Annotated in this window: 13 protein-coding genes and 4 pseudogenes; 11 read left to right on the forward strand and 6 right to left on the reverse strand. The window is 43.8% G+C overall.

Annotated elements, in window-relative coordinates; genetic code table 11:
• The 4 genes from QTN94_RS13415 to QTN94_RS13430 form a co-directional block, all read left to right on the forward strand.
• Positions 1 to 605, forward strand: a 605-nt coding sequence (locus QTN94_RS13415; protein ID WP_331427906.1) for an S-type pyocin domain-containing protein, incomplete at its 5' end; no start/stop codon positions are given.
• The gene (locus QTN94_RS13420; RefSeq protein WP_331427907.1) at positions 606 to 1,055 is read left to right on the forward strand and encodes a hypothetical protein; all 450 of its coding nucleotides are present in this window, start codon (positions 606 to 608) and stop codon (positions 1,053 to 1,055) included.
• A complete protein-coding gene (locus tag QTN94_RS13425) occupies positions 1,052 to 1,327 on the forward strand; it encodes a hypothetical protein (RefSeq protein WP_331427908.1) in 276 nt (91 codons plus the stop codon). The genes QTN94_RS13420 and QTN94_RS13425 overlap by 4 nt, the downstream gene beginning before the upstream one ends.
• Positions 1,324 to 1,701, forward strand: coding sequence for a hypothetical protein (locus QTN94_RS13430; RefSeq protein ID WP_443088793.1), 378 nt, complete (start codon positions 1,324 to 1,326; stop codon positions 1,699 to 1,701). The genes QTN94_RS13425 and QTN94_RS13430 overlap by 4 nt, the downstream gene beginning before the upstream one ends.
• 100 nt (positions 1,702 to 1,801) lie before the next feature.
• Here the strand turns inward: QTN94_RS13430 and QTN94_RS13435 are convergent.
• The 4 genes and pseudogenes from QTN94_RS13435 to QTN94_RS13450 all read right to left on the reverse strand — a co-directional run.
• Positions 1,802 to 1,963: pseudogene (locus tag QTN94_RS13435) on the reverse strand (transposase domain-containing protein); the annotation flags it as partial.
• Between the two features lie 85 nt (positions 1,964 to 2,048).
• Positions 2,049 to 3,836 (reverse strand): cation:proton antiporter, encoded by a 1,788-nt coding sequence (locus QTN94_RS13440; RefSeq protein ID WP_331417855.1) that lies wholly within the window; start codon positions 3,834 to 3,836, stop codon positions 2,049 to 2,051.
• 151 nt (positions 3,837 to 3,987) lie between these two features.
• Positions 3,988 to 5,019: an IS630 family transposase gene (locus QTN94_RS13445; protein ID WP_331427909.1), complete on the reverse strand. Its 1,032-nt coding sequence runs from the start codon at positions 5,017 to 5,019 to the stop codon at positions 3,988 to 3,990.
• Between the two features lie 205 nt (positions 5,020 to 5,224).
• Positions 5,225 to 6,345: pseudogene (locus QTN94_RS13450) on the reverse strand (IS110 family transposase).
• 79 nt (positions 6,346 to 6,424) lie between these two features.
• Between QTN94_RS13450 and QTN94_RS13455 the strand changes: the two are divergent.
• The 3 genes and pseudogenes from QTN94_RS13455 to QTN94_RS13465 all read left to right on the forward strand — a co-directional run.
• Positions 6,425 to 6,568: pseudogene (locus QTN94_RS13455) on the forward strand (transposase domain-containing protein); the annotation flags it as partial.
• A 26-nt stretch (positions 6,569 to 6,594) separates the two neighbouring features.
• A pseudogene (locus QTN94_RS13460) lies at positions 6,595 to 6,830 on the forward strand (S-type pyocin domain-containing protein); the annotation flags it as partial.
• A gap of 93 nt (positions 6,831 to 6,923) precedes the next feature.
• The gene (locus QTN94_RS13465) at positions 6,924 to 7,160 is read left to right on the forward strand and encodes a hypothetical protein (protein WP_331427910.1); all 237 of its coding nucleotides are present in this window, start codon (positions 6,924 to 6,926) and stop codon (positions 7,158 to 7,160) included.
• Between the two features lie 166 nt (positions 7,161 to 7,326).
• Here QTN94_RS13465 and QTN94_RS13470 read toward each other — a convergent pair whose 3' ends face one another.
• Together QTN94_RS13470 and arcC are read right to left on the reverse strand one after the other, a co-directional pair.
• Positions 7,327 to 7,941, reverse strand: coding sequence for a TetR/AcrR family transcriptional regulator (locus QTN94_RS13470; protein ID WP_331427911.1), 615 nt, complete (start codon positions 7,939 to 7,941; stop codon positions 7,327 to 7,329).
• Between the two features lie 147 nt (positions 7,942 to 8,088).
• A complete protein-coding gene (arcC, locus tag QTN94_RS13475) occupies positions 8,089 to 8,997 on the reverse strand; it encodes a carbamate kinase (RefSeq protein WP_331427912.1) in 909 nt (302 codons plus the stop codon).
• A gap of 397 nt (positions 8,998 to 9,394) precedes the next feature.
• On the opposite strand from arcC, the gene QTN94_RS13480 reads away from it, so the two are divergent.
• The 4 genes from QTN94_RS13480 to QTN94_RS13495 all read left to right on the forward strand — a co-directional run bounded on the left by QTN94_RS13480 (position 9,395) and on the right by QTN94_RS13495 (position 14,543).
• Positions 9,395 to 10,831: an APC family permease gene (locus QTN94_RS13480; protein ID WP_331427913.1), complete on the forward strand. Its 1,437-nt coding sequence runs from the start codon at positions 9,395 to 9,397 to the stop codon at positions 10,829 to 10,831.
• A 16-nt stretch (positions 10,832 to 10,847) separates the two neighbouring features.
• Positions 10,848 to 11,939, forward strand: a complete 1,092-nt coding sequence (aguA, locus tag QTN94_RS13485) for an agmatine deiminase (RefSeq protein WP_138972094.1) — start codon at positions 10,848 to 10,850, stop codon at positions 11,937 to 11,939.
• A 120-nt stretch (positions 11,940 to 12,059) separates the two neighbouring features.
• Positions 12,060 to 13,106, forward strand: coding sequence for an ornithine carbamoyltransferase (gene argF / locus QTN94_RS13490; RefSeq protein ID WP_331418083.1), 1,047 nt, complete (start codon positions 12,060 to 12,062; stop codon positions 13,104 to 13,106).
• A gap of 171 nt (positions 13,107 to 13,277) precedes the next feature.
• Entirely contained in the window at positions 13,278 to 14,543 is a 1,266-nt protein-coding gene (locus QTN94_RS13495) for a RidA family protein (RefSeq protein WP_331427914.1), read from the forward strand.
• Positions 14,544 to 14,550 lie beyond the last annotated feature (7 nt).

The raw sequence follows: 14,550 nt of genomic DNA on the forward strand, positions 1-14,550 counted from the left end.
ACGGCTCAACGGATGTACTCACACCTGATACCGTCCTCCCCGAGAATGACCAAGTGGATGTTCACAATATCTTGGTTCACCCAATTGAAGAGCACGAGCAAGAAATTGGCACGGTTCTCTACCCAGAAGAAGATCTAGTCGAATATATTGTCACCTTCCCTGCGGATGCTGGGCTCCCTCCTCTTTATTTAGTCTTCAATAAACCAAAAGTAAAGCCATTGGAAGTCGGAACTTACGGTGAGTTAGCACCTAAAAGTAAAAAAGATGGTATGGATATTGACCATATTCCATCTCAGGCTGCTTTAAGAAGAGCAACAGAAAGTGCATTGCAGGGGCAAGCTCTTACTAAAGAGGAAGAACGTACGTTAATTAATACTGCTGCAATTGCTATACCTCAGGAGGTTCATCGAAAGTGTAGTGAAACATACGGTGGTAGAAATCAGGCTGATAAGCAGAAAATTGATGCAATGGATATAAAATCGGCGGTTGACTCTAATTTTGACGCTATTAAAGAGTGTTTGAAAAATGAAGGCTATAGTGATGAAGATTTAGAAAAGGCCAGAACTCAACTACATGAAATTAATATTAAAAATGGTTGGTATTAAATGAGCGCGTACAAAAAATTTCTCGGAAAAAAATACAATGAATTACTAAAACAGGCGAACTTTTTAGCTTTGATTGGTGGTAATGTTCCAGAAGTATTGAACTCTAATAGTGATGCATTTTACATATGTGTTGGCTCATCTGGTATCGAGTTTAGGTTTGATCGCCAAACTTATGAGCTAACTACTGTTGTCGTGACTAACTCAGCTTTTTATGAGGATGAGCTTAATTTGGTAGAAAACCGTTTTCAGGTAAGAAATGTTCTTGGTTTACCGTCAAATGAACGGCCTGAGAAAAATATCCCTGTTCTCGGGAGAGTCGGCGCAATGGATGAGTATACAGATGAGAGAGGGGTTTCTACACAAGTAGTGTATAGAGTAGGGTCTGATGATATTGAAAGGGTACATTATCAAAAAAAGGAGTATATACCCGTAATCATTGAAGATGCTTGATTTCTCAAGCTCTTCGTATTCACGTATCGACCGTTGCTGGGGGAACCACCAGCGGAAATATCGCTGCTGCTGGCACGCTATTAGTATTGGGTATTGTAGGAGTTACCTCTGCGCCTGTGTTAGCAATTGCTTTAATTGGTGCTTTTGTTGCAGGAGGAGTGGTTGGTGGAATCACTGGTACGGCTATTGGAAAAACCTTTGGTGATATCCTTTATGAAAAGGTCATCGACCTTAAAGAATCGAGTGAAGAGCTTGTAGAGGATTGGCTTTGAGTAATTTTTTTGAACATGCTTATACTATTATTACAGGCATACTAGCTGTATATGTGATCATATGGTCTGTTCCCGCAGTAATTATGAGTGCAATGGTCTCACTAGGAAGCATTGAAAAAATTGTATTTATTGATAAGCAGGTAGCTAAGGATTTAGATAAATATTACGACGACCAAGGGTATATGAAATGGAACTACCAAATGTCCTATTCTATAGGGACTAGATTGTTTGGTTACTGGCTAGCCTACCCATTTATAAGACATAGAGTAACAACTAAATCTAAATGGTTCAGATTGTTTATGTGGATTAATAGTATTGGGATATGGAGCTGGCTTCTAGTTCCTTCCTTATCTTTTGTAGAAAAATTAATGTAACCGTAGTTGTGTGAAATCAACGTACATTCAGCAAAGTTACGATGCGTGTCCGTTTCAGTATGTACACCGTATCCGCCCCATGATCCCACGGGGCGATTTGCTAGTGCTTGAAGTTCCAAGGCAGGAGTGCTTCGATATCTGGCTCTGCTTTCGCCAGCTCTTTCATGCACTTGACCATGTAGTCGTAGAGGATAAGGCCGTTGGCTTTCGCTGTCTCGACGATACTGTATCGCTTCAGCTCCATTAGATTGGTCGAGAAGAGCTTAATTGCGTTAGAGCAAAAGTGGAGACGGCTATACATCACAAATCGCTGAAATAGGCACTAAAAAGAAATCACTCTAAGATCGTTAACACTCTTTCACCAAAGAAACGACAATATCACCGCTCACTGGTACCGTTTCATCAGCTTGAGCAAGCATTTGAATGTGCTGCTTGCTGTTAACCGTAAACAATGGCACCACTGTCGCTGATTTATACTGCTCTTGGTAATCCTCGTAACCAAAGCTATCACTCAGCTTAGTGTGTTTTATTTCTGCGCCTTGGCTAATCAGACTCGCGAGCTTTTTGTAACTAGTCGTGCCTCCGAGTAGCAAGGAGTAGGCGTGTTCCGAATTATGGCTATGCTTATCCAACCTCTCCTGCTCTTTTTTATCTTGCAGGCTAAACACCTTACGATACCCAAATTCATTCGAGAAATGTACGCTCGCCACCGAGTTTAAGTGCTGATCGGGCGTAACTGCCAACACTTGCCCTATCCCAATCAAATCAAGGTACTCATCGGCATGACTTGAAGTCGGGTTGCCATAATAGCTGTCAAAACCACCCATACGTGCTTTACTAACATAATCCCAGTTGGTATCTGACATAAGCACGCGACAACCGTAAGTTTGAATCGCTTTACCCAATGCTCTCGCCACATCGTTCGCGCCAACGATTAAAAAGCCTCTTGGTGCTGGCTCAGCGACCCCAAGCAGATTGGCAATCGGACGAGCGGTGGCACTTTGCAGCACCACGGTACCGATGATGACCATAAAGATAAGTGGGACAAGTAGGTTGGCTTGCTCAACATTTTGCTGAGTTAGCTTAATGGCAAATAGAGACGACACCGCTGCTGCAACAATACCTCTAGGTGCCACCCAAGCAAGAAATGCTTTCTCTTTAATTTCTAAATTGCTGCGCAAGGTGGATAAGAAAATGGAAGCTGGGCGCGACACCAACTGAATCACGATAAACAGCGCCAAAGCTGCCCACCCAAGCTGAGCAAAGTCACTCAACTCAACCCTAGCAGCGAGCAGAATGAATAAGCCAGAAATAAACAAAATGGTCAGGTTTTCTTTAAAGTGGAGGATATGACTGATGTTGACGCCTTTGGCGTTCGCCAGCCAAATACCCATCACGGTTACTGTCAATAGACCCGATTCGTGTGCTAGGTAATTGGATAAGGCAAACACGCCTAACAAGATGGTCAGCACAGCAAAAGGCTGTAAGTACTCTGGTAGCCAGTGGCGCCGTATCATAGATGCAACCAACACACCTGCGGCGATGCCGACAGAAAAGCCAATCACCACAATCAAACCAAATACCGCCAAACTGTGCATTTGACTGTGCGAGACAATGAACTCGTATACCATCACTACAAACAGCGCGCCTAGAGGATCAATAAGTATCCCTTCCCAACGCAAAATATTGGCGAGCTTCGAGCTCGGTCTGACCGTTCGTAGCAAGGGAACTATCACGGTTGGCCCAGTGACCACCGTCAGGCTCCCGAACAAAAATGCCAGCGCCCAATCTAGGCCTAATAAATAATGCGTCGCCACGGTAGTAATAATCAATGACACCACAGCGCCGATCGTTACTATGCTCCAAACACTCTTACTTATCCCTTTGATCTGCTTAAAATTGAGCGTCAAGCTGCCTTCAAAAAGAATCACTGCAACCGCTAAAGAGATAACTGGAAAAAATAGATCCCCCAACGCTTCTTGAGGAGAAAATAGACCAAGTACAGGCCCCACTAACAAGCCTGCTATGAGTAGAAACAAAATAGCGGGAAGTTTTAGCTGCCATGCAACCCATTGGCAAATCAAACCCAGTAAGCCAACACTAGCGAGGGTTAGTGCAATCGTCTCCGAAGTCATTGAGTATCCTTATAACGAGCGAAGTAGAATTTTCTATACTAAACAGTGGGTAATAATTAGACAACAACGCCAAGTAAAACCAAACCATTACTGTTTGCTTATAGACAGTTAAATAAAAAATGGCTCTAAAAATAGAGTCCTTTATACCGAATCAACTTGAAGATGCAGGTTTGAGAACCTGGAAATTATCATTAATTCTAGATATCAAAGAGCCTGCGATCTCTGGAAGAGTCACAGCAAAAAATTGGTCTATTTCCACCTTGAAATCCCGTTTTCTTTTGAAATAGACGTTGTTCCTCGACTTCTCATTCATTACTTTCCATAGCCACTCTATTGGGTTGAGGTTTGGACTGTAAGGTGGAAGATAATGCAGTTCAATATTCAGGACAAACGCCGCATCTTTGACTAAGTCACTGCGGTGATACCCCGCACCATCTAAAATGGTATGAAGCTTATGGGTTAACGGATAACTCTCTCTTAACTTACAGAAAAAACGAACAATCGATTCATTGTTAATGCTCTCATAGGCGTGAACAATGGTTGCACCAATATCCGACAGGTTCAGTGCGCCAATAATGTTCAATCGGCTACGATTACCCGTTGTTTCAATCACTTTATCCTGACCAGTACGTATCCAGCCATGCGATATTTTTGTTGATAGTGTTGGGTGAACTGCATCGATAAAGACTATCGATTCATCCTCGCCACAGCTTGCCTTTAGCGCTTCATATGCCTCTATGAATGCTTGCTGTTTTGCTTCATCAAACTTGTGTGGTATGCCTTTCGGTTGCTTGTAGCTAAAACCATTGTGGTGAAGCCATTTGTTCATACCAGAAACAGTATAATCAAGTCCAAATGTCTCTTTAACGTAGGCGACAATTTGATGAGTATGAGAATAGGTTTTCTCAGACAAATGCTCGATTAGGTGCATGGTTTGAATAGCGGAAAGCTTGCTTTGGCTTCCGCCATTCTCAGGCTTAAGTTTTTCAGAAAGTACGTAGTCACTGAGGTGACGTGCAACGGTCGATTCATGAATACGAAGAGCTTGTGAAATCATAGTCTGACTCCAGCCTTCAGAAGCCAGCAAAACCGCTTTAATACGGTCGCAAACTCGACTATCACGTTCAATGTCGTGCATTTGTTCGAGTTGCAGTTTCTGTTGAGAAGTCAGTGTAATTTTCATGGTTCGTAGCATGATACTGATTCTAAATAAAATCAAGCATTTTCAATGATCAGGGGTATACACACTCTTATTCGGGGATCATTAACCCCAACATGGTTTTCGTAATGAGCTTACCTCTTTCTGGCTGCTAGTATCTAACCAAATGGTCGACTTAAATTCTTGACGAGGATTACTCACCTTGAGCGTCTTTACTTTCAAGCAAATTTTAAACTTTTTGAGGTTGTATGGTTACAGCAATATCCCACATAAACCCAAGCAGCTCTCTGGCTACAGCAGTAATGGCCACTTGTGATCTTTTCCCTCTAGCAAGCAAACTTCGATAACGGAAACATAACCGCAGCTGTGCTTTCCAAGAAATATCCTTAGCTTCTTGGCAGACACTATCTGGGCGGTAGGTGACTAACCAGTTGCCAACTTTTGCCTTCGTTCTATAGCTCCATGCTGCTTCATATAACAAGCGCCTAAGTTCTACGTTGCCAACCTTAGTTATTCCGGCTTTTCTAACTTTGGTGCCGCTTGAACACTCGCCAGGGATCAGCCCTAGAAACGCCATGATTTGCTTGGGATTACTAAATCGAGAAAAATCTCCCAATTCAGCAACAACTGAAATAGCAATAGTCCGACCGACACCTTTCAAAGCTTGTAATTGGTTAACAAGATTATAGAGCGACCAATCTGGAAGTAATCGATCAATCTCTTGGTCAAGCTGTGTGATTCGGTTTTCTATTTGCTCAAGGCTTTGTCGATAATGCTCGTACGCAATTTGTTGGGATGGGAGTGGGAATGACTGATTTGCCAGCCATATTCGATGCCTGACAGTCCACATTTTTTTGTCATATCGCTTACCTGTCCTAAGAAGAATACTCTGGATACGTTGTTTAGCGACTTTTTCATCTTTCTTTGAGCAGCTTCGTGCACGGATCAAATCTCTCATCGCCTCATGAGTAATATCCGGAACCCATACTTCAACGAGTTCGCCAGCACGAAGAAGCCGAGCAAGTGCGACAGCATCTCGATGATCATTCTTTATCTTATTGGTAGAAATTTTAGGAATTCGAGAAGGGGCAACAACAGTACAATCGATATTCAAACTCAGTAAAAGCCGATAAATACCATAACCAGTAGGCCCGGCTTCATAGCAGGCTAGAAATGAGGGGTGTAGCTTCATAAGCTTCTTCATCAGCCTAATGACAGAATCTTTGGATGAGGATATGTACCCCAAAACCTTACCTCTCCCTGTCGTTCAGGACTCGCTATTGCAACTGCAATAGTGTCTTTATGAACATCAAGCCCTACATAAGCCGAGTAATTGTTAACATTTGCCATATCAGAGACCTCCAAAAACACACCATAGGTGAATGTTAAGTATATAAGGTCATACCATCTGGCTCTTCTCGACCAATCAGCGAGTGCTATGCTTTACAGTCTCGTCGAGACCGCGAAAGCCAATGGACTCATCCTCTACGACTACATGGTCAAGTGTATGAAAGAGCTGGCGAAAGCGGAGCCAGATATCGATGCGCTCCTACCTTGGAACTTCAAACATTAGTAGCATCGCCCTGTGGGATCATGGGGCGGATACGCTTCAATATGTACACCGATGAAAATGGCAAGTAACAAGTCGTTGGTATAAAAACGGGCGAAGGAAGCGCATACGGTGATCGTGTAGCGAAGCGTGAGGCGGTGCAGCAAGGGCAACCCTTTATTGTAATGGTATCACCATTACCTGGACACCTGACGGCTCAACCGATGTACTCACGCCTGATACCGTTTTCCCCGAGAATGACCAACTGGATGTTCACAATATCTGGTGGCTCAATGTTAGGCAAAGCTACTGGTGATATTATGTATATTGCTTATCAGTGGGGGAAAGATCAGGTTGAAGCTAATCAGGAAGATCCTAGATGATTACATTTAAATTAGTATTTGCCTTATTTACAGTGCTTATATTTTGGTGTTTTGTTATTTGGTGTGTGCTCGGTACCATTATGTTAGCCATGGCTTCATTAGGGAATATTGGAAGAATTGTATTTATTGACAAGCAATTAGCTAAGGATTTAGATAAATATTACGACGAACAAGGGTATATGAAATGGAACTATCAAATGTCCTACGAAATTGGAACTCGATTGATGGGTTAATTGCATTGGCATCTGGATCTTTGTTATCGCATCATGCTTTACCCTATTGGTGAAATGGCTGGAGACTATAGGTTAATCATTCACTGAGGCATCGTTCGAGGACTTATTTTGAGTGATTTGCTTAAGGGGTTTTCATGAACATTTTTTGTACAGCAATTTAACTTACTTAACCGCCCCAAACCGACTTCTGACAAATATGCGGAATATAAAGCTGAAGGTAAGACTCCGTTAAACGAAGGGCTTCGTTAGCGAGTTCAGGGGTAATATAGCCATGTTCATGGTAAGACAGTGAATATATCTTGTCGGCGACTTGCAGTGAAATAGCGAATACATTGATGGGTTGGGTAAACAGGGGGACATCGAAGAATTGACGATAGATTGCTTCGACTTCTTTACCCAATGTTAAATCATGTTTGGTGTCAGCGTGACCAAGTTCAGTAAAAGTATGGCGACCTAAAATCAGCTTTCTCGCGATTGGATTATTGTTGTAGTAGTCCACATAGGCGGTTTCGATCATACGGTTAATATCAGTCCAATGCGTGACTTTTTCGGCATCGATACATTGACCAAGTAGTGAGTCGAAATCAGTAAACACATCGTCTAATAAGCTATGGAATAGATTCTCGATGTTCGGGTAGTGGTGATAGACGGTCGAGGTGGCCATACCGCATTCTTTTGCCACATCGTACATAGAGATATCAGTAGCTTCTCGCCTTTCCATTAGTTGAGTAACGGCGTTATGAATTTTTGTAAGTTTCTCTTTTGTAGTTACTTTTCGCATAAAACTGTCGTCACTTATTGTCAAAGCAGATTTCAAAATAGAGGGTTGATTGTCAAAAATCAATTCTGTCAATATGAAGTTTGATGTCATCAACCCTTATGTTTCGAGTGTTTGGATATTCGTGGAAAAAATCGATCTTGATCAAAACTACGCTTGGATATGTGTGCCTGATTTCCCTTCTATGATTTCGAGTGCGCAGGAAAGATCGCCGATATGACCATGTTGCCCGGTCTTTTCCACAAATTGGCAGCATGCATCGACTTTTGGCCCCATCGAACCGGCAGGAAAGTGATATCCCTTCATCTCGTTAACCGATACTCTTTCTAGCTTTTGTTCTTGTGGCGTGCCCCAATCCAAACAAACATGAGTCCCATCAGTTAAGATCAGTAAGTGCTCTGCGCCAATTTCTTCGGCAATAAGTGCGGCTGTCATATCTTTATCAATCACAGCTTCAAAACCGACATAGGCACCATCTTTTTCGATAACAGGAGCGCCGCCGCCGCCGCCACAAATAATAAGGTGCTCTTTCTCAAGTAAGTCTTTAATCGCTTTTATTTCTAGCACCTCTTTAGGCGCAGGAGATGGAACAACGCGGCGCCAATGCACACCGTCTGGTTTTACGATCCAATTATTGGCTTCAGCCAGCAATTTAGCTTGCTGCTCGGTATAAACAGGTCCAATAAATTTGCTTGGGTCAGCGATGGCTGGGTCATTTTCATCAACAACGATGCGCGTCAGTATTGTGGTGGTAAAGCGGTCTTCGATGGCAGCATTTAACCCCTGTTGAATTAAGTAGCCGATCATACCTTGGGTTTCAGCGCCTAATACATCAAACGGATACGGCGGGCACTCTTTATAAGCATCATTCTGTAGAGAGAGTAATCCCACTTGAGGGCCATTACCGTGCACGATAACCAAGCGATAATCTTTACTCAGGGCTGCTAATGAACTTGCTGTTTGCTCAATACTCTTTTGCTGGTTTTCACAGCTCATTACTTCTCCGCGTTGCAGTAGCGCATTGCCACCGACCGCAACAACAATAATAGGCTTCAACATCTCTTAATCTCCAAATAATGATTGGCTAAAAGCCACGTAAGATGGAGATACTCTATTGAAATATCAGAGTACTATTGGCGATAAAAATCACAATTCGATTTCTGCTCAAAAGTGGGTCTATTTAGTTGCCACCCCGTCACAGAAAGTGAAAATAATCGATAATTCAAGCGGATATGTGATCTTGTTTTCAATTCAAGGTGCTCAATAAATAAACAGTGTTTTTGTTGATGAAAATCAATCATTCAGTGTTTGGTTGTTTTTTATCCAGTTTTTGTCGGTTCTATTTCACTTGCAATTTGAGTTCATTCGCTCAAAACCGATATTCAGTTTTCATCCCAGTTCACATCATCGCTTTGCCGTTTAATAAGTTCCGAATGAGATATTAAGGAGCTAAGCGATGAGCAACGAAACGCAAGGAAAAATGGGGGTCACTGGGATAGCACTCTTTACACTGTGTGCTGTGCTAGTAGTCGACACATTAACCGCGTCAGCAAGTATTGGCGTTAGCGCTATTGGCTGGTGGGTGCTAATGCTGGTCTTCTTTGTTATTCCCTACGGACTAATCACTTCAGAGTTAAGCACCGCCTATCCAGGAGAAGGGGGGATTTACGATTGGGTAAAACAAGCTTTCAACTTTAAATGGGCAGTAAGAACCACTTGGTTTTATTGGATCAACGTAGGCTTGTGGATGCCTGCTGTCTACATCATGTTCGCGGGTATGTTCGCAGAGCTGTTTATGCCGGGCTTGTCGCTATGGGGGCAGATCGCAATTTGTATCTTGTTGACTTGGCTAACGGTATGGATTTGTAATGTTTCTGCTGATATTGGCGTGTGGGTAACGAACATTGGCGCGGTATTAAAAATAATCGTAATCAGCACCTTAGGTGTAGGCGGATTTATCTACGCGATGAAAAACGGCGTTGCCAATGAGTTCACTTTGCCTGCAATGATGCCTTCATTAGATTCAGCGGTCTCTTTTCTACCAGCCATTGTTTTCAACCTGATGGGCTTCGAGCTTGTCGCGACGATGACCAAAGAGATGAAAGACGTCCGTGACATGCCTAAGGCTGTTTTCCTTTCCATCGGTATCACCGCTTTCCTATACATCTTCGGTACTGTTGGAATTTTGATGGCGTTACCCGTCGAAAGCATTGGACTTGTGGCTGGCCTGATCGACACCTTTAAAACCTTATTTGGTGAAGGTCCGTTTGGCACGGCAATGGTTTACGTCTTTGGCACGTTCGCTCTACTCACGCTTATCGGCAACATGGTGAGTTGGACGATGGGGGCAAGCCGTGCGGCAGCAGAAGCGGCTCAAGAAGGTGAACTGCCTGCTCCAGTGGCAAAAGTATCAGAGAAGGGTTCTCCAATTGGCGCGAACAACATTACAGGCATAGTCTCAACGGTTGTCATCTTGTCGTACGCGTTGTTTGCTCAAGGTAACGATGATCTGTTCTGGTCTATCTTCGCTTTCTCAAGCTGCATTTTCTTACTTCCTTATCTGTTCATGTTCCCAGCGTATCTGAAGCTGCGTGTGGTTGATGGCCAACGTGAGCGCCCATTCAAAGTGCCGGGAGGTATGCCCGCTCAATGGCTGATGTCGATTGTGTGCTTCTTCGTGATTTTCCAAGCGGTGGTTCTATTTATCTTCCCTGAGGCACTCGATCTCACGGTGGCAGATTGGGGATACACAGGGCCAGTTTTGATTGGTGTTATCGCGACAGTCTTGATTGGTGAATGGATTTTGTTGGGGGCTCTCAAGCACAAAAAAGCACAAAGCGAGCAAGAGGATAGCTCTGGCGACACTGCAGAAAATAAACAAGCTCAAGCTTAAGTTGGAGGATAGAGCAATGAAGAAAGTTATTGATACCACACCAAAACATGATGGTTTCAGAATGCCTGGTGAGCATGAGCCACACAATGAAATTTGGATGGCATGGCCAGAGCGTACAGATAACTGGCGCGACGGAGCGAAACCAGCGCAGAAAGTGTTCTCGGAGGTTGCCGAGCAGATCAGTAAAACTACACCAGTGACGATGCTCGCGAGCTCAACTCAATACGATAACGCGGTGTCTCGCTTACCTGAAGATATTCGAGTTCTAGAAGTCTCAACCGATGACTCATGGATGCGTGATATTGGCGCGACATACGTCGTTGATGATAAGGGAGAGCGTCGCGGAGTTGACTGGGAATTTAATGCTTGGGGTGGTTTCGTTGATGGTTTGTATTCACCTTGGAACAGAGACAATCAAGTCGCACAAAAAATGTGTGAAACCATCCGAGACTCAAGATATCGAGCACCTATCGTATTGGAAGGTGGCTCAATCCATGTGGATGGTGAAGGCACGCTTTATACAACGGAAGAGTGCTTATTGCATGAAAGCCGTAATCCAGACTTGAGTAAAGAAGAGCTGACCAAAGTGCTGTGTGAATACCTCAATATTCAGAAAGTGATTTGGTTACCTCGTGGTCTCTATAATGATGAAACCAATGGCCATGTAGACAACATCTTACATGTGGTTAAGCCGGGCGAAGTCGTGCTGACTTGGTGTGATGATGAAAACGATCCTCAGTATGAAATCAGCCGAGAAGCGTATGACTACATCACAAGCCAAACCGATGCTAAAGGGCGAGAAATCAAAGTACACAAGCTGCCAATGCCAGGTCCTTTGTATATGTCTACTGATGAAGCAGCAGGGATTGATATTGCAGAAGGGATGGAACGTGAAGCGGGTGAGCGATTAGCGGCATCCTACGCCAACTATCTGATTACCAATAAGCAAATAGTATTGCCATTGCTGGATAAACGCTATGACGACGACGTGATTGAAATCCTAGAAGAGCTCTACCCAGGTTATGAGGTTAATGGCATTCCAGCGCGAGAGATCTTGCTCGGTGGCGGCAATATCCACTGCATTACTCAGCAAGTACCAAGAATATAACCTGAGGTCATCGCCTCAAACATAAAAACAGCAACAACAAAGTTTAAATCCAACCGAAACGAAATCATCACGAGATCGACTTAAACGACACCGTGAAACGACGAAAAATAGGAATATATTATGAAATTACCTTCTTCTAGCGCGACTGAACTGAACAAAGCAAACCTTGAGCACATGGTATCAATGAAAGACTTCTCTGTTGAAGAGATGGATAACATGATGGAGTTAATGACGTACCTAAAGCAGGCACGTAAAGACAATGCGATTCCACAACTGTTTAAAGGCAAGTCAGTGGGTATGATCTTCGAAGCGGGCTCTACACGAACTCGCGTATCGTTTGAGGTAGCCGCAACTTTACTGGGTGGTCACGCGCTGTTCCTTTCGCCGAAAGATATTCACCTAGGAGGTAAAGAGTCGATTGATGATACCTCTCGCGTTCTATCACGTATGTGTGACGTCATCATGGCTCGTACCAATAGCCCTGAAACCTTGGATGGTTTGCTAAACATGTCGACAGTGCCGGTTATCAATGGCCTTGATACACGTTTCCACCCAACCCAGATGCTGGCTGACCTATACACCATCAGAGAGCATATTACCGACGGACGTAAGCTATCTGACTTAACGCTGGCGTTTATGGGTGATGCTACGGATGTGTGTCGTTCTTTGATGCTGACTTGTGCAAAATATGGTATGGGCTTTAAGCAAATTGGCCCTAAGAAGTACCATATGGAGCAAGAATGGATTGATATGGCGCTCAACTTCTGTGAAGAGTCTGGCGGTACGATTGAAATTACCGATGACGTGGAACGTATCAGTGATTGTGATGTGGTTTACGGCGACAGCTTCTACTGGGTGACTCAGATGGACGAGAAAGAAGAGCGCTTGGCGGCATTTATGCCGGACTACGTCATCACTGAAGAGCTGATGGCAAAAGCTCGTCCTGGCGCAATGCTTCTTCACTGCTTGCCAGCAAACGACAAAGAAGAAGTGACTCGTGGCGCACTAGAGAGTGGATACTCCGTGGCATTCGATGAAGCTGAAAACCGTCTGACGGCTCAAATGGCTATCTTGGTTTACTTCACGCATAAAGATTCGGTTATCCCAACGCAAGAAACCATCAAGCATCACGAAGATAAGATCAATGGTTTCCTAAGTACCCTATAACGTTCGATGACAGTTTGTTTTGCCCCGTTTAAATAGTAGCAGCAAAACAAGACTTAAATGGCCCTGTTTCCCCAGCGAGAAGCAGGGCTAATTATTTGCTTCCGGTGATTGGTTTAAAGCTTCCTAAAAATAAGCACTTCTACGAGTCGCCATACAAGGAGAAATATCGACATGAGTATCGGTATCAAAAAAATTTCAAGAAACACTGATAACGCCCCATTAAATCAGATGTCGACGCAATCTGTTGCGTTTTCCCACTACAACAATATTTCGGCTCAGTTGCCTGTCAGTCCTAAAACTGGAAAGTTGATTTTAGGTGGCGTTAAAGTGCAGGTAGAGCAGTGCTTGATGAATATTAAAGCTATAGTCGAAAGCATTGGTCACGGCATGTATGATCTCGTCAGAGTGAACGTATATCTTAAAAATATTCAGGATCTCGATGCTGTAAACGAAGTGTATTCTTCATTCTTCCAAGGCTACTTCCCAACGCGTACCGTGCTTGCGGTTTCGGCGCTGCCACTAGAAGGAGCGCTAGTTCAGATGGATGCGGTGTTGTCTAATGGTGAAGGAACTTATCCTCAAGAAGCGTGTGATTTGGTTAAAGTGGCGAAAAATACAGCTGATGCACCAGCATGTTTGCTATCAACACATACTGTTGCTTTTTCCCATTATAACCATTTGTCAGCTCAACTACCGATTGTTCCAGCAACGGGGAATATTGTTGCGGGTGACGCCAAAGAGCAAGCTGTTCAATGTCTTAAAAACCTCAAAGCGGTACTAGCAAGCATTGATGCTCCATTTGACGATATCGTTAAGATCAATATTCAGGTCTCAAGCCTTGAAGACGTTGAAGCAATTAACGAAGTGTACAGCACCTTCTTCCCTGACTCTGCAATAGCCAGAGCGGTAAGTTACATGCCTGCTCGTTCGTTGATGGTTGCAGAGGGCTTACCTATGAATGCGCTAGTGCAGATAGATGCCACAGTCTCACATGGTGACGGCACTCCTCCACAAGCGGTAGAAGATCGACATGGCATTGTGATCAGAGCAAACAACACTAAAAACGCCCCTAGCCACGCACTATCGACGCAAACTGTCGCATTTTCGCATTACAACAATCTTTCGGCGCAGTTGCCTATAGACCCAATTACAAAAGCTGTCGTTGCGGTTGGCGCAAAAGAACAGGCGATGCAGTGCTTGAACAACTTAAAGGCGATTATAGAAAGTGTCGGTCATGTGATGGATGATATCGTTAAGATAAACATCCAACTTACAGATATGGCGGATCTGGACTCAGTCAATGAAATATACGCAAGTTATTTTGAAGAAGAGCTTCCAGCGCGAACAGTGGTTGGAGTTTCCGCGTTACCAATTGGTGCGCTAGTGCAAATGGATGCGATTGTATCGAATGGTGAAGGTACTCCGCCAAGCGCGTAAATCGGAA

The organism is Vibrio sp. M250220, assembly GCF_036533795.1.
GTDB lineage: Bacteria > Pseudomonadota > Gammaproteobacteria > Enterobacterales > Vibrionaceae > Vibrio.

What these genes read in the sequence shown, in the direction of transcription:
- QTN94_RS13465 (WP_331427910.1), top strand. Translation starts at nt 6,924, where the DNA reads ATGATTACATTTAAATTAGTATTTGCCTTATTTACAGTGCTTATATTT.
- argF (WP_331418083.1), top strand. Translation starts at nt 12,060, where the DNA reads ATGAAATTACCTTCTTCTAGCGCGACTGAACTGAACAAAGCAAACCTT.
- QTN94_RS13495 (WP_331427914.1), top strand. Translation starts at nt 13,278, where the DNA reads ATGAGTATCGGTATCAAAAAAATTTCAAGAAACACTGATAACGCCCCA.
- aguA (WP_138972094.1), top strand. Translation starts at nt 10,848, where the DNA reads ATGAAGAAAGTTATTGATACCACACCAAAACATGATGGTTTCAGAATG.
- QTN94_RS13480 (WP_331427913.1), top strand. Translation starts at nt 9,395, where the DNA reads ATGAGCAACGAAACGCAAGGAAAAATGGGGGTCACTGGGATAGCACTC.
- QTN94_RS13445 (WP_331427909.1), bottom strand. Translation starts at nt 5,019, where the DNA reads ATGAAAATTACACTGACTTCTCAACAGAAACTGCAACTCGAACAAATG.
- arcC (WP_331427912.1), bottom strand. Translation starts at nt 8,997, where the DNA reads ATGTTGAAGCCTATTATTGTTGTTGCGGTCGGTGGCAATGCGCTACTG.
- QTN94_RS13420 (WP_331427907.1), top strand. Translation starts at nt 606, where the DNA reads ATGAGCGCGTACAAAAAATTTCTCGGAAAAAAATACAATGAATTACTA.
- QTN94_RS13470 (WP_331427911.1), bottom strand. Translation starts at nt 7,941, where the DNA reads ATGCGAAAAGTAACTACAAAAGAGAAACTTACAAAAATTCATAACGCC.
- QTN94_RS13440 (WP_331417855.1), bottom strand. Translation starts at nt 3,836, where the DNA reads ATGACTTCGGAGACGATTGCACTAACCCTCGCTAGTGTTGGCTTACTG.